Below are 19051 nucleotides of genomic sequence, written 5' to 3'. Positions count from 1 at the left end.
CGAAGTACGCAAAAGCGGCCGGGGGCCGACATCGGGCGGGGCGGGGCGGCAAGGGCTGTGGGGCTCCACCTACCGATGGATCCGTTTCCTTCCGCCCCTTCTGGAGGTATGCCGCATGGCAGGCAGACATCGCGTGGTCGGCCGCAGCGCCGCCCTGGCCGCGCTCGGCACGCTCGTCCTGACCGCGATCCAACCGGGTGCGCAGGCCGCGCCCCGGCCCGACCGCGGTCCCGCGCCCAGCGCCGCCCACACGCTCGGCGCCGACAGGCCCGCGCCCGGGATGCTGCGCGCGCTGGAGCACGACCTGCGACTGACCCACGCCCAGGCGCAGACCCGCCTGGTCAACGAGGCGGAGGCCGGGACCCGCGCGGGTCTGCTGCACAACGCCCTCGGCACCCGCTTCGCCGGGGCCTGGGTCGGGGGCGCCACCTCCGACGCGCTGACCGTCGCCACCACCGACCGCGCCGACGCCGCCCTGATCCGGGCGCAGGGCGCCAAGCCGGTCGTCGTCCGCTGGAACCTCGGCGACCTCCAGGCGGCACAGCGCAAGCTGGACACGGCGGCCGGGCGCGTGCGCACCGCCGCCACGCCCACCTGGTACGTCGACGTCGCCACGAACCGCGTCGTCGTCGAGGCGACCAGCCGCCGCGCCGCCACCGCGTTCGTGCGGGCCGCCGGCGCCGGGACCGACCGGACCGCCTTCCGCCAGTCCGCGCAGCGGCCCCGGCTCTTCAAGGACCTCGTGGGCGGCGACGCCTACTACATCAACGCGGCGGCCCGCTGTTCCATCGGCTTCTCCGTCACCAAGGGCACGCAGCAGGGCTTCGCCTCGGCCGGCCACTGCGGTACGCCCGGCGACACGACCACCGGCTACGACATGTCCGCCCAGGGCACCTTCGAGGCATCCACCTTCCCGGGCAAGGACATGTCCTGGGTCGGCGTGAACGCCAACTGGACCGCCACCCCCGACGTCGAGGCCGCCGACGGCCAGAAGGTGCAGGTCACCGGCTCCGCCGAGGCGGTCGTCGGAGCGGCCGTGTGCCGATCGGGATCGACCACCGGCTGGCACTGCGGCACCGTCCAGCAGCTCGGCACCACCGTCAGCTACCCCCAGGGCACGGTGTCCGGCCTGACCAAGACGAACGTGTGTGCGGAGCCCGGTGACTCCGGCGGCCCCTTCCTGGCGGGCTCGCAGGCGCAGGGCACCACCTCCGGCGGCTCCGGCGACTGCACGCGCGGCGGTACGACGTTCTTCCAGCCGGTCAACCCGATCCTCAGCGACTTCGGCCTGACCCTCACGACCGCGGGCCAGACCGCGTCGGTCCCCGGGCAGAGCGGCGCGTCCGGCGTGTGGAGCGCGGGACGGGTCTACCAGGTCGGCGCGGTGGTGACCCGCGGCTCGGTCCGCTACCGGGCCCTCCAGGCCCACCAGGCGCAGAGCGGCTGGGCCCCGGAGTCCACGCCCGCCCTCTGGCAGCGCCTGTGACCCCGTCCGCGACGCGCGGCCGGCGCCCGCGGGGCGGTGGCCGCGCGGAGGTGAGCCGCCGCCGCGCCTGACGCGGACCGCGGAGTGTGGGCCGTCCCGGCCACCGGGACGGCCCACCCGCGCTTCGGCCCCCTCCTGCCCCGACTGCTTGGCGCTGCCCCGCTCTCGTGAACCGGCCTGCCACCGAAGGGCGTTCAGCTCGTCCGGTGTCCCCAGAGCGGTCCGACCAGGTTCCATTCGGCGTCCCAGGCGGCGTAGCGGCGCCGGTCCAGCCGCCACCTCGCGAGCGCACCCGCGCCGAGGGCGGCACCGGCGGCGCCCGTCGCGGCGCCGAAGCCCAGCAGCCCGGCCTCCAGGGCCGCCTCCCGCGAGTTCGGCGGCTCCGTGGTCAGCCTGCCCTGCGCGTCGAGCCACACGGTGACCGCGGACCCGGCCTTCCGCCCGGTCCCGACCAGCGTGCTGCCGGTGCGGACGGTGCCGTCGTACGCCGTCCAGCGCACCGTCGCCGACACCCGCAGACCGGACCCGTCCGCGCGTTCGGAACTGAGCGTGCCGGAGACCAGAACGGCCGTCGCGGTGTGCCGTTCGGCGCGCTGGTGCGCCAGCGTGACGTCGGTGGCCCGGTAGGCGGCCAGTCCCGCGAGGCCGCCGCCCACCACGACGGCCAGCCAGACGGCGAGGACCAGCCACGCCTCGACGGTGTCGTCGTGCCTGCGCAGCGGGTTGTGCCGCCATCTCCACCACAGTCGCGTCGTACGCATGGCGCGCATCGGACCGCACCTCCCCTTCGTGGTCCCGCTCCGACCGTGGCACCTGGCGCGGGCGCGGGGGAGGGGCCGGTCAGGTGCCGTCGGGGGCCGAACGGGGTCGTCGGGCCCGCCCCCGCCGGGCCTTTCGGCCCCCTCCACCGGGTCGGCGGCGGATGAGGGCCGACCGGCCCATGCGCTCCCCGGCCCCCGCGGACAAGCTCGGAGGACCGGGGTGCAACGCGCAGGCCGGGCCCGTCCGTACGACCGGACCGGCGACGCCCCCGGGAACGCCCCGGGAAGGAGTGAGCCGATCATGACCGCACGATCCGTCCCCGCCGCCCCCGCCGCCCCGGACGCCCGGACGGGCACCCTCGCGGGCGACCTCGGCCGGCGCATCGCCGGACGCCGCGCCCGGCTCGGCCTGACCCGGCAGGAGACGGCCGCCCGCGCGGCCATGGCCCCCGGCTACCTCCGGTACCTGGAGGAGAGCCCCGGCGCCGCTCCCGGGCGCGGCACCCTCCTCAGGCTGGCCGGCGCCCTCGGCACCTCCTGCGCGGAACTCGCCGGGGGCGTCGCGGAGCGGCCACCGGGGCGGCAACGAGCGGCGCGCGAGCCCGAGTTCGGGGAGCTGACCGAGGAGCGGTGCCGGGCCCTGCTGGGCACCCACGGCGTCGGCCGCGTCGCCGTCACCACCCCCGAGGGCCCCCTCGTCGTGCCGGTCAACTACGGCGTCGTCGACGGGGCGGTCGTCTACCGCACGGCCCCCGGCACCGTACCGGCGCGGGCCGCCGGGCACCGGGTGGCCTTCGAGGTCGACCGCGTCGACGACACCCTCGGCGCGAGCTGGAGCGTCCTCGTGCGCGGCACGGCGCGGGCGGTGGCGGCCGCGGAGGTCGTACGGCGGCCGACCGGGCGGCCGTACCCCGAACCCTGGGCGGGCGGCCGGCGCAGGCTGTGGATCCGGATCGAGCCGTCGAGCGTGACCGGGCGCCGGATCACCACGGAACCGGTCGCCGGCCCGCCCGGGGACGGCCGCTGATGTACCCCAACGACGGATTCCGTGAACTGGGGCGGCGGGAGTGTCTGGGTCTGCTCGCCCGGGTGCCGGTCGGGCGCATCGTGCACACCCGGCAGGCGCTGCCCGCGGTGCTGCCGGTCAACTTCCGCCTCGACCCGGACGGCGCGGTGGTGCTGCGCACCTCGGCCGCCTCCGAACTGGTCCGGGCGATCGACGGGGTGGTCGTCGCCTTCGAGGCGGACGACGTCGACGTCGTCGCGCAGGCCGGCTGGAGCGTCGTCGTCACCGGCCGGGCCGCGGTGGTGACCGACCCGGCCGAGTGCCGACGGCTGACCCGCACCGGCCCCGTCTGCTGGGTGCCGTCCCCGTGCGAGGTCTTCGTCCGCATCGAGCCCGCACTCGTGACGGGGCGCGAACTGGTGGCGGGCCGCAGCATGTACGGCGTCGACCTCGGCGCGTCCGGATGACCGGGACCGGCGCCGTTCCCGCACCTCAGGCGTCCCCGGCACCCCGGGACCGGCGGCGTCACGCGAGGGCCGTCCGGCCCCTGGCCCTCGCCGTCCGTCGCGGATCAACATCGTCCGGCAGCCGCCGGGACCAGGGGCCGTGACGGGGTCCGGTCCCAGCGGCGTGGCTCGCCGCGGCGCAGCGGCACGGTTCAGAAGGGACTCGGGACATGACACTCCCTCATGTGCTGACCGGCACACTCCGTCACGTGACGGTCGGGGCGGACGGATCGATGTCCGCAGTACGCGCGCTCGATCTCGCCGCCGACGAGGCCGCCCGGCGCGGCGCCGCGGTGCGCGTGGTGTACGCCGTGCCGGATCTTGACGAGGCGCCGCCGATCCTCGCGGCGGCCGTCTCCCGCGTGCACGACCGGCACCCCGGGCTGCCGGTGGAGACCAGGGCCGTCCCCGGCGGAGCCGTGGACGCGCTGGCGCGGGAGAGCGACGGCGCGGAGTTGACCGTCGTCGGGGTGCGCGGACCGGGTCGGGTCGGCGGGCTGCTGTTCGGTTCGGTGGGGCTGCGGCTGGCCACCCGGCTCGACGGGCCGCTGCTGGTCGCGCGCGGTGACCGCCCCTGCGGGGACCGGCCGCACGACGCCCGCCTGCCGGTACTGCTGGTGCCCGGCGGTGACACCGGCGCCGCGGCGGCCGCGTTCGCCGCCGCGGAGGCGCGGCGGCGCGGGGTGCCGCTGCGGGCGCCGCGCCCGGGTGCCGTGGGTGTGCCGCGGCTCGTCCCCGTCCAGGCCGCCTACGAGGCGGCCGGCTCGACCGGACACGGCACGCGCACCGGGCAGGGCGTCTCGGCCCGCACGCTGATCGAGGCCACCCGCGAGGCGGCCTTCGTCGTGGTCGGCCTCCGGCGGCTCGCGGGCCGGCCGGGGCCGCATCCCGGTTCCTGCGCCCACCTGCTCCTGCACCGCTCGCACTGCCCGGTGGCGCTGGTCCCCGAGCGCCCGTGAGCCGCTCCCTCCGCGTGCCCAAGTGGGCCTGAAGGTAGGGACGTTCGGGCCCCCGCGCGGGCCGTGCAGCCCCTGCGCCGGGCGCCGCCGGGGCGGGACATTGATGTCGTACCGAGAGAGGCAACAACCCGGCGAGACAGTCCCATCGGAGGGGATGGACATCATGGCAGTGAGCAACCACCCACAGCGTCACATGGGTTTCCGCTTCTCGTTCCTGCGAGGCACCGGGACGGCGGCCGAGGCCACCGACACGGCCGCGACGACGGCGACCCGCGCGTACGTCCTCGCCGGGCTGCGCCTGCTGACCGGTTTCGTCTTCCTGTGGGCCTTCCTCGACAAGACGTTCGGCTTCGGCTACGCCACCCCGTCCGGCAAGGGCTGGATCGACGGCGGTTCGCCGACCAAGGGCTTCCTGAGCTCGGTGGCGGCCGGACCGATGCGGTCCACGTTCCACGACTGGGCCGGGGCCGGCTGGGCGGACTGGCTCTTCATGCTCGGTCTGCTCGGCGTCGGCGTGGCGCTCGTCTCCGGGGTCGCGCTTCGGCTGGCCGCGGTGGCGGGGACGGCGATGATGGCGCTGATGTGGATGGCCGAATGGCCGCCCGCGCGGCACCTGTCCGACGGCTCGCTCAGCATGTCGTCGAACCCGTTCGCCGACTACCACGTCGTCTACGCCCTCGTCCTGATCGCGCTCGCCGCGGCCGGCGCCGGCGCGACCTGGGGACTCGGGAAGGTGTGGGCGCGACTGCCCATCGTCAGCCGTCACCGCTGGCTGCTGTGACCCGGGGCCGGCCGGCCCGAGGAGGAGGGGGCGCCGCCCCACGGGAGCGATTCCCGTGGGGCGGCGCCCCTTTCCGCGTGCGGTGGGGCCCTCGTGGGGTCGACGCGGCCGACTCCCGCAGGGCGCACGGGCGGGTGCAGATGGCGCAGGGCGCGGGGCAGGCGCCCCCGGTCCGTGCGCCCTGCCACCGGTTCCCGCACACGCCTACAGTGTGGCGCCACGGCCCGGTGCCCCGGGCCGGATCGCCGGGCGGCCCCGCCCGGCGACCGCCGCGCGTCCGGCCCCGTCCGGCCGCGCCGCACCCGCGCCTTCGCGGCGCCGAGCACCCGCCGCACCACCTGCCGCACACGCGTCACCCCCGTGCCACGCACCTGCCACACACCACATCCGTGAACCGCTCGGGCCGCGCATCCGAGTGTGCGCGGTACCGCTGCGCTCCCTTCCGCTGGAGGCTGCCGTGCCCCGACCGTCCATCGCGCTGATCGCCGACCCCACCTCGCCGGAAGGCTGCCGCGACTATCTCGCGGACGCCGTGCACCTGCTCACGGGAGCACCGCCGGTGCGGATCGACGCCCGCCACTTCGCACCGGGCGGCGGCGGCCGCGCGGTGCGTGACGGCGACCGGTTACGCCTGCACGTCCGCCCCGAACGGCTCGACCTCGTACCCGACATCGTCGTCCTGTACGAGATCCCGCCGGAGCGCCGCGCCGAACTGAGCTCCTTCCAGCGGCGCCTGGCCCGGCACGGCGCGGTCACCCTCGACGCGGGGCCGGCCGCCTGGCGCACGGCGACCCGCAAGGACCTCACCGTGGAGCGCTTCGCGCGCGACGGCATCCCGCAGATGGAGACCGTCGTGCTGTCACGGCCGAGCGCCGAGGAGACGGCCGCCGCCTTCGGGAAACTGGGCCGGGACACCTGGGCCCGGCCGGTCGTCGGCACGGGCGGCAACGACACCTTCCACGTCACCACCGAGGCCCATCTGCGGCGGGCGGCCGCCTTCTACGCCGACCGCGGCACCGACTGGCTGCTCTCCCGGGACGCGGGCAACATCACCGCGGACGGCGACCGCCACCAGTTCCGGGTCTTCGTCATGGGCGACCGCGTCGTCCACGCCCGCGAACACGTCCAGCCGAACCCCGACACCCCGTGCAACACCTGCCAGGGCGCCACGCCGGTCCATCTGACCGCGCAGACCCTGCCGCCGTGCCTCGCCGACATCGCCGTCCGGGCCGCGGAGTCGGTTGGGCTGCCCTTCGCGGGCGTCGACCTGGCCGTCGAGAACGGGGGCGTGGTATTCGAGGTCAACGTCCACCCGGCTTTCGTACCGGGCGAGTTGGAGGCGGTGGCGGTGCCGTACATCCAGGCGCACCTCGACGCCCTGGACCGCGCCGCTCCCGGACGGCGCGCGCTGCACCACGCGCCGTCCGCGTAGCCGCCGGACGCGGCGGACGGCCGTCGCCGTCCCGGCCGGCCGGTGCCGGTCGGCCCGGACGGCTCGTGCAACGGCCGCGCGGCCGATCCCGCGCCGGCCGTGCGCCGTCAGTCGTCGGCCGGCGCCAGCCGGATGCCCGTGACCAGGCCGGGACGGATACGCACCGCGTAGTCCATCGTGCGGTCCACCCACGGGTGCAACAGGGCCCGGACCCGGGTGAGTTCGGCGGGGTCGGTGACCAGGTGGGCGTAGCCGGTCACCACCACGCTCCAGCCGACATGGCTCAGCGGGTCGATGTCGTCGGCTTCGTACGCCACCACCACACCCGGTTCGCCGGCCTGCCCGGCGCGCGAGCTGAGCGCGGCGCCCTCGTGGGTGCGGATGATGATGTCGCCGCCGTCCAGGACATGGTTGACCGGGCGCACCGTGGGGAGCGCGTGCTGGGTGAAGACGACCCGGCCGAAGGAGACGCCGGCCAGCAGGTGCAGGGCCTCGTCGCTGGTGAGCGCGACGCTGCGACGGGGGCCCGCGGGGAGGGGCTTGACGTGGTCGAGGGCCATGATGGCTTCCGTACACTCTCGTCGTTCACGCCGTGCGCGTGGCGCGGCTGCGGATGGGTGATCCGTCCATTCGATCGCGGCGGACACCTCGCGTACCAGGGCCGATCGGCCCTCATCGGGGTCCCGGACGACCCCGTGGGGGTGCGACGGACGGGCCGGGCGGCCCGGTGCCGTGCACCGTGGAAGCGTGTGCGCACGGGGAAGGCCCTGGGCACACGAGAGGGAGCGACACCGCGGGGGATCGGTGCCGCTCCCGGTCTCCACTGTGGCACGACCGGCGGCCGCGTCCAAGGACCGTTGGTCCCGTCCTCGTGCAGCCCTAGGTCCCGCCTCGGCCCGCGCGCGGAGGCGCGGCGGCGTCCGGCGCCGTGAGCCCGTTGACCACGCCCACCACCCCGTCCACCTGCCAGGCCGCGTGGACCGCCGGGACGATGTCGTCCCCGTTCCCGACCCGCCCCGCCAGCAGCACCATGCCCGAGTGGACCGACACGGTGACGGCGTCCGGCGCCAGGCCGAGCAGCCCCACCACGATCTCGTCGGTCACCTCCGCGCGGATCGCGGCGTCGCTGCGCAGGAAGACCCGCAGCAGGTCGCGGCGGGTCGCGATGCCGATGAGGCGGTCCTCCTCGTCCACCACCGGCAGCCGCTCGATGCCGTGCCGCTCCATCACCCGGGCGGCGCCGGCGACCGGCTGCTCCGGGTGGACGGTGACGGCCGGTGTCGACATCAGCTGCTCGGCGGTGGCCGGACCGGACGGGCCGAGGGGCGGACGGTGCGCCTGCGCGCGCACCAGATCCGTCCCCGACACGACGCCCAGCACCTTGTCGTCGTGGTCGACGACCGGCAGGCCGCCGATCCGGTGCCGGTCCAGCAGCCGGACCAGTTCCTTGAACGGCGTTCCGCGGTGCGCCAGGACCACGTCGCTGGTCATCACCTCGCCGACGGTGTGCGTCTTCATGGCGCCTGCCTCCTCCGTGTCCGCCGCGACGGCGGCTACTCCTGCCGGTCCCGTGCCGGGCCGCCCCGCCACGGGGGCGGGGCCGCCGACCGCCGGGCGGTGTCCGCGCGGTGCGCGGCCCGCTCCACCCGGGCGCGCAGCCGGTCGTGGAGCCGTTCCGCGAGCGCGTGCGGTCCGGCCTCCCGCGCGTGCACGACCAGCAGGTCGCCGCCCAGCCGGATCTCCGCCGACGCGTACCAGGGGTGCTCGGCGTGGTGCGCGCTCGCCCGGACGATCCGTACCTCGCCGCGGGCGGCGGGCAGCCCGGGGCGGTCGAGAGCCGCGCTCACCCTGTCCCGCACCCGCGTGAGCGCCTCCTCGCCGACCTCGCCCTCCGCGCGTACGAGCACCTCGTCGCGGACCGGGGCGTGGGTGGCGGTGCGCGCGGTGGGTACGGTGGGCCCGATGTCCGCGGTGTCCGTGCCGAGCGCGGTGTCCCTGGTGGTCATGTGATCGACTCCTCTGGTCGTCCTGAGCGGTTCCAGCCTGTCGCGCCCGTCCCGCGGGCCACAGGGGCCGCCCGGCCCGGCGGGCGGGGCCGGGGGTCCTTGCGGCGGCCCCGGGGGCATACCGGCCCTGCGCGTGCCGGCCGGAGACCTGCCGGGCGCGTGCCCGGCGGGGACGACCTGCCGCGGCGCGTGCCCGGCGGGGACGACCTGCCGGGGCACGTGCCCCACGGGGACGACCCGCCGTGCCAATAGGGCCGACCGGCCCTGGCCATTCGGCCCTGGGGCGGGAAGGATCTCCCTCGGGGGCCGTGGTGGGCCCGGCCGGACGATCACGCCAGGGGCGCGTCCGACCGGACGGCGGCGGACCCGGCGGACGACGCAGAAGACGCCGTACGGGACGACGTACGGGAACAACGCAAGAGATGGAGCATCCGATGGCGGACAGCCCGAGGGCCGGCCAGGACGGACCGATCAGGGTGTTTCTGCTGGACGACCACGAGGTGGTGCGCCGCGGGGTGCACGACCTGCTGAACGACGAGCCGGACATCAGCGTCGTCGGCGAGGCGGCCACCGTCGAGCAGGCCCTGGTACGCGTCCCGGCCCTCCGTCCCGACGTCGCGGTCCTCGACGTGCGCCTGCCGGACGGCGACGGCGTGAGCGTGTGCCGCGAACTGCGCTCCCGGATGCCGGAGCTGGCCTGCCTGATGCTGACCTCCTTCGACGACGAGGAGGCGCTCCTCGACTCGATCATGGCGGGCGCGTCCGGGTACGTGCTGAAGCAGATCCAGGGCTCCGACCTGGTCTCGGCGGTGCGGACCGTCGCCGCGGGCCAGTCGCTCCTCGACCCGAGCGCCACCACCCGGCTCATGGCCCGGCTCCGCCACGACCAGCAGCGGGAGGAGGAGCCGGACGCGCTGCCCGGCCTCACCGACCGGGAACGGGAGATCCTCGCCCTGATCGGGGAGGGGCTGACCAACCGGCAGATCGGTCAGCGGCTGTTCCTCGCCGAGAAGACGGTCAAGAACCACATCTCGCGGCTGCTGGCCAAGCTCGGCGTGGAGCGCCGCATCCAGGCCGCCGTCATCGCGACCCAGGCCCAGGACCGGCTGCGCGCCTCCGGCCACTGACGGCCCCGCCCGGGGCGCACGGCCGCCCCGCCCGACCCCGCGGCCTTCCGGCTCGCCGGCCTTCCGGGCCGCCGACCTGCCGGTCCTCCGGTTCCGGATCCGCCGTGTGGCGGGTCCCGGCATCCCCCTCCCGGTGGGACCCCGTATCGCCCTCCCGGCCTGGACCGTTACCGTGGCCGTGACCGATCGGACGGACACGGGGTCCGCGGTGGGACAGGAGGATCACGGGTGGGACGTGCCGAGGAGGCCCAGGACGCCCGCGTACGGCTGCCGCAGCTCAGGCTCGACGAGCTGCTGGAGGAGCTCCAGGCGCGGCTGGACGCGGCCCGCGGTACGCGCGACCGGGTGCACAGCCTGCTGGAGGCGGTGCTCTCGGTGGGCCGCGAGCTCGACCTGGAGCAGGCGCTGCACAGCATCGTCGAGGCGGCCGCCGTGCTGGTGGACGCCGAGTACGCCGCGCTCGGCGTGATCGGCCCCGACGGCACGCGCCTGTCCGCCTTCCACACCGTCGGCGTCACCGACGAGGAGATCGCCGCCATCGGCCCGTTCCCCGAGGGGCACGGCATCCTCGGCGAGCTGATCCGTCACCCCGAGCCGCTGCTGCTGGCGAAGCTCTCCCAGCACCCGGCCTCCTACGGCTTCCCCGCGCACCACCCGCCGATGAACACCTTCCTGGGCGTCCCGATCCGGGTCCGCGAGCAGGTCTTCGGCAATCTGTACCTCACCGAGAAGCGCGGCGGCGCGCAGTTCGACGAGGAGGACGAGGCCGTCCTGTCGACGCTGGCCGTCGCGGCCGGTGTCGCCATCGACAACGCCCGTCTCTACGAGGAGTCCCGGCTGCGCGAGCGCTGGCTGCGGGCGACCGCGGAGATCACCCACAACCTGATGTCCGGCGTGGGCAGCGGCGAGGTCCTCGGCATGATCGCCGAACGGGCCGGGGAGATCACCGGTTCCGCGCTCGCCGCGGTCGGGCTGCCATTGGAGGGCACCGGCCGCCTCGGCGTGGAGGTCGCGGCGGGCCTGGACGCCGAGGCGCACCGCGGACTCGTGCTGCCGATGGAGACCAGCCTGATGGGGCTCGCCTTCGCCGGCGCCGCCCCCGTCACCACCGACGACGCCGCCCACGACGACCGGATCTCCCGGGAGCCGCGCCGCTTCGAGGGCCTCGGCCCCGCCGTGGCCGTGCCCATCGGCACCGGCGAGGCCGGCCCGCGGGGCGTGCTGCTGCTGGCCCGCGAGTGCGGCCGGCCGGTGTTCTCGGCGACCGAGACGGAGACCCTCCAGGCGTTCGCCGCGCAGGCCGCCGTCGCGATGGAGCTCGCCGAGCGGCGCCGGGACGCCGAGGAGGTCGCGGTGCTGAAGGACCGCGACCGCATCGCCCGTGACCTGCACGACCTCGCCATACAGCGGCTGTTCGCCACCGGGATGACCCTGCAGAGCGCGGGCCGGTTCATCGAGCACGAGGAGGCCGCCCAGCGGGTGTCCCGCGCGGTGGACGACCTCGACGAGACCATCAAGATCATCCGCTCGACGATCTTCGGGCTGCGGGCCCGCGAGGGCGGCGGCACCGGCAGCGGGCTGCGCGCCCAGGCCGTCCGGGTGGCCGGCGAGGCCGGGTCCGTGCTCGGGTTCGCCCCCGGTGTGCGGATGGAGGGCCTGATCGACACCGACGTGCCCCGTGAGATCGCCGACCACGTGGTCGCGGTCCTGTCCGAGAGCCTGACCAACATCGCCCGGCACGCCCACGCCCGGCGCGCCGATGTCTCCCTGGTCACGGACGGGAGCGAGGTGCGCCTGACCGTGACCGACGACGGCGTGGGGATCCCGGCCGGGGGCCGCCGCAGCGGGCTGAGCAACATGGCGGAGCGCGCGGAGCAGCTCGGCGGCTCGATGACCGTGGACTCCCCCGAGGGCGGCGGTACGACGCTGGTGTGGCGGGTGCCGCTGGGGGAGGGGCGCGGAGCCTTGTGAGGGCGGCCCGGCGGCCGCGGTGAACTCTCGCGACCGCCCGGACGATCCCGATCGCCGGGACGATCCCGATCGGACCCTCGCGGCCGCCGGGATCCTCGAGACCGCCGGAACCTCGCGATCGCCGGGATCATCCCGACTGGCGGGACCCCGCACGGCCGCCGGGACTCCTCGCAGCCGCAGGGACCCTCACAGCCGCAGGGTGAACCATGTCGTCTTGCCCTCGTCCGTCGGGCGTACGCCCCAGCTGGTGGCGAGGGCGCGGACCAGGATCAGTCCGCGTCCGGACTCGTCGTCCTCGCCTGCGATCCGCGGCCGGGGCAGTTGCAGGCTGCGGTCGCTGACCTCCACGGTCAGGTCGGTGGCGGTGCGGTGCAGATGCAGGCCGAGCGGCCCCTCGGCGTGCTGGACGGCGTTGGTGAGCATCTCCGACAGCAGCAGCAGGGCGTCGTCCGCGCTTTCGGCGCAGTTCCACGACGTGAGCGCCTTGTGCAGGAAGGCCCGGCCCTCCGGCACGGACGCCGGCTCGGCCGGCAGGTCGGTGGTGAGCGCGGCGAGCGGCGCGGCCGGCAGCTGCGCGAACAGCAGCGTCACGTCGTCGTTGTGGCTCTCGGCGTCGGGCAGCAGGCTCGCCAGCACATGGTCGGCCGCCGCCTCCAGACACGGGGTGCCCGTGAGGAACTCCTCCAGGATGACGGTCAGTTCGCCGATCCGGACCTCGATGTCGCTGCCCGGCGTCTCGATCAGGCCGTCGGTGTACAGCACCAGCGTGGCGCCGGGCGCTATCTCCGTGCAGGACTGCTCGTACAGCACGTCGCCCACGCCGAGGGGCGCGTTGACGGGAGAGGCGAGCGCCCGCACCCCGTCGCCGGCGCCCGAGACCAGGATGGGCAGATGGCCGGCGGAGCAGACGGTCACCGTCCCCGCGTCCGGCGCGATCACCAGATAGCAGCAGGTGACCAACTGGTCGGGCACGTCGAGGTCGGCGACGCACGTGTCCAGCGCCTGCATCAACTGCCGTGGCTGCATACCGGTCTTCGCCAGGGCGTGGGCCGCCGAGCGCAACTGGCCCATCACGGCGGCGGCTTCGAGCCCCCGGCCCATCACGTCCCCGATGAGCACGCCGACCCGGTCGGCGCCCAGCGGGATGAGGTCGAACCAGTCGCCGCCCACGCCCGCGCCCTGGGTGGCGGGCCGGTAGCGGCTCGCCGTGGCCAGTCCCGGCAGGGCCGACGGGGTGCCCATCAGGCTGCGCTGAAGGGTGAGCGCGATGTGCCGCTGCTGCTCGTACAGCACGGTCAGCTCCGCCTCGGCGCGCTTGCGGTCGCTGATGTCGCGCACGATGGCGCAGGCGCCCACGACCGTGCCGGCGGTGTCCCGGGTCGGCCACAGCGTGACGTCGACGTCCAGCATCCGGCCGGTGTTGGTCACCCGCAGCGTCTCGAAGTGCTCGACCTTCTCGCCGTCGCGGAGCCGCTCCAGCAGTGCGCTGATCTCGTCCTCGAGGTCGGGCGGGGCGAGGAAGGACACGTGCCGCCCGATGGCCTCCTCGGCCGTGTAGCCGTAGAGATCCTGCGCGGCGGCGTTCCAGTAGGTGACGTAGCCGTCGAGGGTCTTGGCGAGGATCGCGTCCTGCGACGACTCGACCAGGGCGGCGAGTTCGTTGATGCGGGCCTCGGCGGCCTTGCGGTCGCTCACGTCGCGTACGGCGGCCGACACCAGCAGGCCGTCGGTGGTCTCCAGCGGGCTGAGACTGATCTCCACCGGGAACTCGGTGCCGTCCTTGCGCAGTCCGAGCAGATCGAGCCCGGCGCCCATGGGGCGGACCTGCCGATTGGCCGCGTACCCGCTGCGGTGGCCGGTGTGCTGCGGCCGGAACCGGTGCGGCATCAGCAACTCGACCGGACGGCCCAGCAGTTCGGCCCGCCCGTAGCCGAACAGGGCCTCGGTCTGGGCGTTGACCAGCTTGATTATCCCGCCGTCGTCGACGATCACCATGGCGTCCGGGGCGGCCTCCAGCAGCCCGCGGAACCTTTCCTCGGCGGCGCCCGGCCCCGCCTCCCGCAGGACCGCGCCGCACTGGCACCGGTCCGCCACCCCTACCGCGGAGGTCTGTTCCGTCTCGACGAAGTCGGCCATGCCCGCCACCCCTCACTGCGCACGACGGTCGAGCACATCCCAGCGCCTCCGGCGCCGCCTCGCCCCGGGTTGTCGCTTACTGTCCGTACACTGCCAGATCCTGTCCGTCACGAAGTCGCAACAGCGTCGTCACATGGCCGTGGACATGCCGTCACCTGACCGGGGTGGGGCGTCCGGCCCGCCCGGAAGTGACCACCGGCGGTGAAGCAGGGACCTTTCGGCCCATGTGCGGCGCGATGTCATGTCCGACCGTGGGAGCAGAGGCCGTACGGCGGAACGCCGAAGTCCGCGGGGCCGTAGATCGTCAGGCAATTGCCAGAAGGCATAGTCCGGAAGCAAGAGCCCGAAGGCAAACGACCACGAGGTGATCAACCGGACGGTCAACAGCCTTAAGAAGTACGGCTGTTGAGCGGACGGCGCATGCCGGACCGGCCTGCCGGACGGAGCACGAGGAGGCGCACGATGACCACCGCGACCACACCCCGTCTGCACCGGACCCTGCCCGCCGAGTTCCGTGAGCGGCTGCTCGTCGCGGCCCAACCCGTGGATCTCCCGCAGGGTGTCCGGCTGTTCAACGAGGGCGGCCGTGCCGACCGCTTCTGGATCATCCGGTCCGGCGCCGTCCAGCTCGACCTGCGGGTACCGGGACGCCGCCCCGCCGTCATCGGGAAACTCGGCCCCGGCGATCTCGTCGGCTGGTCGTGGCTGCTGGCGCCGCACGTGTGGCAGCTCGGCGCGACCACGGCGAGTGCGGTGCGCGCCGACATGTTCGACGCGGACATGGTCCGCCGGATGTGCGCGGACGACCGCGAACTCGGCCAGGCGGTGGCGCTGTGGGTCGGCGAGGTCGTCGCCGGCCGGCTGCTCGCCGCCCGCACCAGCCTGCTCGACCTGTACGCGCCGTACGGGAGCGGGGCGCGCGGCTGATCCGTTTCCCGGGCGCCGTACGTCGTGATGCGCCAGCCGTACGTCATGCGCCATGCGCCGCACACCGAGCGCGGCCGGTTCGACCGGCCGCGCATTTCCGTGTCGCCGTGCCGCCGGCCTCACACCGGCCGGAGGGTCGGGGAGGCGGCCGTGGCCGGCGGGCGGCCGAGGTGGCTGGTGAACCAGGAGCGGGCCAGCTGCGCGACGGTGGCCATCGCGTCGGGTTCGGGGAACAGATGGGTGGCCCCGGGGACGACGCTGAGCCGGTGCTCGCAGCCCAGCCAGTCGGCGGCGAGCCGGTTCAGGCGGAGCATCCGCGGATCGCCGGAGCCCACCACGAACAGGGTCGGCGCCCGTACGTGGGCCAGCGCGGCCGGCGGTGCCAGGTCGGGGCGCCCGCCCCGGCAGACGATCGACAGGATGTCCGAGCCGGGTACCGCGGCGGCCTCCAGCGCCGCGGCCACGCCGGTCCCGGCGCCGAAGTACGCCACCGGCAGGCCCGTCTCGCGCGCCAGCCACAGCGTGGCGGCGTTCAGCCGCCGCGCGAGCAGCATGATGTCGAAGACGTTGTGGCTGTTGCCGACCTCGTCGTCGGTGAGCAGGTCGAGGACCAGCGTGCCGAGCCCCGCCCGGTTGAGCGTCCTCGCGACATGCCGGTTGCGCGGGCTGTGCCGGCTGTTGCCCTGCGCGAAGACCACCATGGCCTTGGACCCGTCCGGGACCGCCAGCCGGGCGGCCAGGCGCACGCAGCCCACGGGCACCAGCACATCCCGGTCCGGCGGCGCGGCACCCGAGGGCGCGTCGGCCGCCGAGGGCGGGTCGGCCGAGCGCGCGCGGGCCGGCGGCGCGGTGTCCGATCGGACGGAGACCGCCGCGACCGGGCCCCGGTTCCGGTCCGGGCCCCGGCTCCGGTCCGGGTCCCGGTTCTGGTCCCGGTCCTGGTCCTGGTCTCGCCTCCGGTCCGGGGCCGCCTTCTCGTCTCGGCTCCGGACCGCGTCCTGGTTCTCGTCCGGGCTCAGGTCCCGGCTGCGGTTCCGGCCCCGGTCCTGGTCCCGGCTGTCATCCCGGGACCGGTCCCGGGACCGGTCCGGGTCGCGGTCCCGGTCGCCGTCGTGCTGCCGGTCCCGGTCGTGACCTCGGTCCGGGGACGGCGCCGCCGCGGGTGCGGAGCGCGTGAGCAGGGACGCCACCTCGGCATCGGTGACCTGCGTGAAGTCGTCGTAGACGGATCCGACCGACTGCCGGGCCCGCAGTGGTTCGAGGCGGAGCACCTCGTCGGCCACCCGGCGCAGCCGGGCCGTGGAGTCGTCCGGTCCGACCGGGACGGCGAGGACGATCCTGGCCGCACCCCGGCCGCGGGCCACCCGGCATCCGGCCTCGGCGGACGCGCCGGTGGCCAGGCCGTCGTCCACGACGACGACCGTGCGTCCGGCGACCGGGACCGGAGCGTCCCGGTCGCGGTAGTGCCGCACCCGGCGCTCCAGCTCGGCGCGCTCGGACTGTTCCACGGTCGCGCGCGCGGCGGAGCCCAGCCGGCTGCGGCGGATCACGTCGTCGTTGAGGACGCGCACGCCCTGTTCACCGATCGCGCCGAACGCCAGCTCCGGCTGCCAGGGCACGCCCAGTTTGCGCACCATCAACACGTCCAGGGGCGCGCCGAGCCGCTTCGCCACCTCGTGGGCGACGGGTACGCCGCCCCGTGGCAGCCCGAGTACGACCACGTCCTGGCCGCACAGCCGTTCCAGGCGGCCGGCCAGCAGCCGGCCCGCTTCCCTGCGGTTCCGGAAAGGCATGGGACACCTCCTCATGCGCACGCCGAGCGGCGGAACCGCCTCTTCCTTTCCTACCGCCTTCCTCCATTGGACCCCCTCGGGGCGGTTTCCGGCAGGGGCGGACGGTCCCCTGTGGGGGGCCGTTCGGCCGTGAGTCGGCACCCGTGTGCTCTCCGTGAGCGGAAAGGGGCCTTCCGGCCTTCCGTACGGACGACGACCGCGCCGGCCCCGAGGGCAGGGGCCGATCGGCGGGGTCCGGGACCGTACGGCCCCCTGCGCGGCCCGCGTCACGCACGGACGCTGGACTCCTCGGGAGCCGGACGGACCCGACCGGACCGGCGCAGGAGGGGAGAGCCGACATGGGCGGTCGTGCGGACGAGGACGAGGACGCGGGCCCGGGCCCGGTGGTGGTCGGGGTGGACGGCTCGGCGGCGAGCCTGACCGCGGTGGAGGCCGCGGCCGACGAGGCCCGCAGGCGCGGGGCCGCACTGCGGCTGACGTACGTCCTGACCTGGTCGGACCGGGTGCCGGTGGGGGTCCCGCCCTGGGACCCGGACGGCGACGGCCTGCGGGAGACGGTCGCCGAGGTGCTCACCCGTGCCGAGGACCGGGCACGCCGGGTCGCGCCACGGCTGACGATCGTCCGTGAGGTCCTGCTCGGGGAGCCCGGCGCAGTGCTCGCGGCCGAGTCGCGCGACGCGTGCCTCACCGTGATCGGCCGACGGCCGGGCCCCGTCCTGACCGCGCGCGGGCCCGGACGGACCACCGGGCGCCTGACCGCGCGCGGCGGCGCCCCGGTGCTGGTGGTGTGCGGCAGGCCGGGTGCGACCGGGCCCGTCGTGCTGTCCGAGGACGGTTCACCGGCGGCTCGGGAAGCGGCAGGGTTCGCCTTCGCCGAGGCGGCGGCGCGCGGCGCTGACCTGGAGATCCTGCACCTGCCCGGCGGCCGTCGCCCCGGCCGCGGACACCGGGCCACGACCGCCGAACTGGCGGCGCTGCGCAAGCGGCACCCGGACGTCACCGTGCGCTCGCGCTGGATCCGGCACCGCCCCCGGCGCGCCCTCACCGACGCGAGCGCGGGAGCGGGACTCGTGGTGGTGGGCGCGGGGCGGGGCCCGGCCGGGCATCCGGTGCTGCGGCACGCGTACTGCCCGGTCGCCGTCGTGCCCGGCATCGCGTGACGGGAACGGAACGGCCCACCGGGCGGAGCGCCCCCCACGTGAGGCCAAGAGCCCCCACGTGAGGCGGGGGCGCTCCGTCCGGCGGCCGTTCAGGGCCGCAGGACATCGCGCCGAGGCGTCGTCCCGCTCACCGGTGGGCAGGGCACGCGCCGGAACAGGGACGTCCAGAGGTAGGACTCGCCGAAGCGGGCGGAGTGCGCGGGCTCGGCGCGCATCCGGCGTGACTCGACCACCTCCAGTCCGGCGAAGATCCCGCGCAGCGACTCCTCCGTGTACGCCAGACCGCCGTCGAGGGTGCCCCGGCGGTAGAAGTCCGCGTCCGGGGCCTCGGAGCCCATGCCGCCGCCGGCGGCGAAGCAGACGAGTCCGAACAGTCCGTCCGGCGCCAACTGCCGTTCGAGGAAAGCGAGATGGCTGATCCGTCGGTGCGGTGGCAGGTGGTGGAAACAGCCGCTGTCGTAGATCAGGTCGTACGGCCCCCGGAGGGTCCCGCCGTCCGCGAGCGCGAACGCGTCGCCGCATACGAAGCGGACCTCGGCCCCGGTCGCGCGGGCCCGTTCCCTCGCCCACGCGATGGCGGACGGGGACATGTCGACGGCGTCCACGGTGAACCCCAGCGACGCCAGGTGCAGCGCGTTGCGGCCGGGGCCGCAGCCCAGGTCCAGGGCGCGGCCCGGTCGGAGCGGGCCGCGTGCGCCGTGCGCGAGGGGGTTGTCCGGCGGGCCGCGTTCGCCGTGCGCGGCGGGGTGGTCGAGCGGGCCGCGTTCGCCGTGCGAGGCGCGGTGGTCCAGCAGGCCGCGTTCGCCGTACGCGACGAGGTTTTCGTCCGGCTTGTCCGCGAAGAACGGTACGGGCCGACCGCGGTCCGCGTAGAAGCCGTCCCACCAGGAGGCGCCCGCGTCCCGCGTCCAGCGGTCGGCGCCGGGCGCGAACAGGCCGTCCAGGAGCCGCAGCACATCGTCCACCGTGCGCATGTGTCGATCCATCGGATCACCCTGGC

At 75.4% G+C, this 19051-nt stretch carries 17 protein-coding genes; 10 read left to right on the top strand and 7 right to left on the bottom strand.

Annotation, left to right across the window (positions count from 1 at the left end; genetic code table 11):
* The first annotated feature begins 115 nt into the window (after positions 1 to 115).
* Positions 116 to 1486: an alpha-lytic protease prodomain-containing protein gene (locus WN71_RS06595; RefSeq protein WP_046585490.1), complete on the top strand. Its 1371-nt coding sequence runs from the start codon at positions 116 to 118 to the stop codon at positions 1484 to 1486.
* Positions 1487 to 1680: 194 nt separating this feature from the next.
* Here the strand turns inward: WN71_RS06595 and WN71_RS06590 are convergent, their stop codons facing one another.
* Positions 1681 to 2247, bottom strand: a complete 567-nt coding sequence (locus WN71_RS06590; RefSeq protein ID WP_338058676.1) for an Rv1733c family protein — start codon at positions 2245 to 2247, stop codon at positions 1681 to 1683.
* A 301-nt stretch (positions 2248 to 2548) separates the two neighbouring features.
* Between WN71_RS06590 and WN71_RS06585 the strand changes: the two genes are divergently transcribed.
* From WN71_RS06585 to WN71_RS06565, 5 genes are all read left to right on the top strand, one after another.
* Entirely contained in the window at positions 2549 to 3274 is a 726-nt protein-coding gene (locus WN71_RS06585; protein ID WP_046585487.1) for a helix-turn-helix domain-containing protein, read from the top strand.
* Positions 3274 to 3720, top strand: a complete 447-nt coding sequence (locus WN71_RS06580) for a pyridoxamine 5'-phosphate oxidase family protein (protein WP_046585484.1) — start codon at positions 3274 to 3276, stop codon at positions 3718 to 3720. Before WN71_RS06585 ends, WN71_RS06580 begins: the two co-directional genes overlap by 1 nt.
* Positions 3721 to 3929: 209 nt before the next feature.
* The gene (locus tag WN71_RS06575) at positions 3930 to 4718 is read left to right on the top strand and encodes a universal stress protein (protein ID WP_206300029.1); all 789 of its coding nucleotides are present in this window, start codon (positions 3930 to 3932) and stop codon (positions 4716 to 4718) included.
* Between the two features lie 163 nt (positions 4719 to 4881).
* On the top strand, positions 4882 to 5499 hold the full coding sequence (locus WN71_RS06570; protein ID WP_046585536.1) for a DoxX family membrane protein: 618 nt from the start codon (positions 4882 to 4884) through the stop codon (positions 5497 to 5499).
* 457 nt (positions 5500 to 5956) lie between these two features.
* Positions 5957 to 6931 (top strand): ATP-grasp domain-containing protein, encoded by a 975-nt coding sequence (locus WN71_RS06565; protein WP_046585482.1) that lies wholly within the window; start codon positions 5957 to 5959, stop codon positions 6929 to 6931.
* Positions 6932 to 7038: 107 nt separating this feature from the next.
* On the opposite strand, the gene WN71_RS06560 is transcribed toward WN71_RS06565, so the two are convergent.
* The 3 genes from WN71_RS06560 to WN71_RS06550 form a co-directional block, all read right to left on the bottom strand.
* Positions 7039 to 7491, bottom strand: a complete 453-nt coding sequence (locus tag WN71_RS06560) for a pyridoxamine 5'-phosphate oxidase family protein (protein WP_046585481.1) — start codon at positions 7489 to 7491, stop codon at positions 7039 to 7041.
* Between the two features lie 319 nt (positions 7492 to 7810).
* A complete protein-coding gene (locus tag WN71_RS06555; protein WP_046585478.1) occupies positions 7811 to 8449 on the bottom strand; it encodes a CBS domain-containing protein in 639 nt (212 codons plus the stop codon).
* Positions 8450 to 8484: 35 nt separating this feature from the next.
* On the bottom strand, positions 8485 to 8937 hold the full coding sequence (locus WN71_RS06550) for a hypothetical protein (RefSeq protein ID WP_046585475.1): 453 nt from the start codon (positions 8935 to 8937) through the stop codon (positions 8485 to 8487).
* 434 nt (positions 8938 to 9371) lie between these two features.
* Here WN71_RS06550 and WN71_RS06545 point away from each other — a divergent pair, with 434 nt between their 5' ends.
* Positions 9372 to 10064, top strand: a complete 693-nt coding sequence (locus WN71_RS06545) for a response regulator (protein WP_046585535.1) — start codon at positions 9372 to 9374, stop codon at positions 10062 to 10064.
* 228 nt (positions 10065 to 10292) lie between these two features.
* On the top strand, positions 10293 to 12035 hold the full coding sequence (locus WN71_RS06540; RefSeq protein WP_046585473.1) for a GAF domain-containing sensor histidine kinase: 1743 nt from the start codon (positions 10293 to 10295) through the stop codon (positions 12033 to 12035).
* A gap of 186 nt (positions 12036 to 12221) precedes the next feature.
* Here the strand turns inward: WN71_RS06540 and WN71_RS41760 are convergent, their stop codons facing one another.
* Positions 12222 to 14171, bottom strand: a complete 1950-nt coding sequence (locus tag WN71_RS41760; RefSeq protein WP_206300028.1) for a PAS domain S-box protein — start codon at positions 14169 to 14171, stop codon at positions 12222 to 12224.
* Between the two features lie 462 nt (positions 14172 to 14633).
* Here WN71_RS41760 and WN71_RS06530 point away from each other — a divergent pair, with 462 nt between their 5' ends.
* Positions 14634 to 15098 carry a cyclic nucleotide-binding domain-containing protein gene (locus WN71_RS06530; RefSeq protein ID WP_046585471.1) on the top strand — a complete coding sequence of 155 codons (465 nt, stop codon included), beginning with the start codon at positions 14634 to 14636 and terminating at the stop codon, positions 15096 to 15098.
* A 119-nt stretch (positions 15099 to 15217) separates the two neighbouring features.
* Here the strand turns inward: WN71_RS06530 and WN71_RS43175 are convergent, their stop codons facing one another.
* Positions 15218 to 16891, bottom strand: coding sequence for a phosphoribosyltransferase family protein (locus tag WN71_RS43175; protein ID WP_079177686.1), 1674 nt, complete (start codon positions 16889 to 16891; stop codon positions 15218 to 15220).
* Positions 16892 to 17229: 338 nt separating this feature from the next.
* Between WN71_RS43175 and WN71_RS06520 the strand changes: the two genes are divergently transcribed.
* Positions 17230 to 18051, top strand: coding sequence for a universal stress protein (locus WN71_RS06520; RefSeq protein WP_046585466.1), 822 nt, complete (start codon positions 17230 to 17232; stop codon positions 18049 to 18051).
* An 89-nt stretch (positions 18052 to 18140) separates the two neighbouring features.
* Here the strand turns inward: WN71_RS06520 and WN71_RS06515 are convergent, their stop codons facing one another.
* The gene (locus WN71_RS06515; protein ID WP_046585464.1) at positions 18141 to 19037 is read right to left on the bottom strand and encodes a class I SAM-dependent methyltransferase; all 897 of its coding nucleotides are present in this window, start codon (positions 19035 to 19037) and stop codon (positions 18141 to 18143) included.
* Positions 19038 to 19051 lie beyond the last annotated feature (14 nt).

Source organism: Streptomyces mangrovisoli (genome assembly GCF_000974985.2).
In the GTDB taxonomy this organism is placed as follows: Bacteria; Actinomycetota; Actinomycetes; order Streptomycetales; family Streptomycetaceae; genus Streptomyces; species Streptomyces mangrovisoli.
The sequence above is the reverse complement of the archived record's forward strand: the minus strand, read 5'-3'. Positions and strand labels throughout refer to the sequence as shown.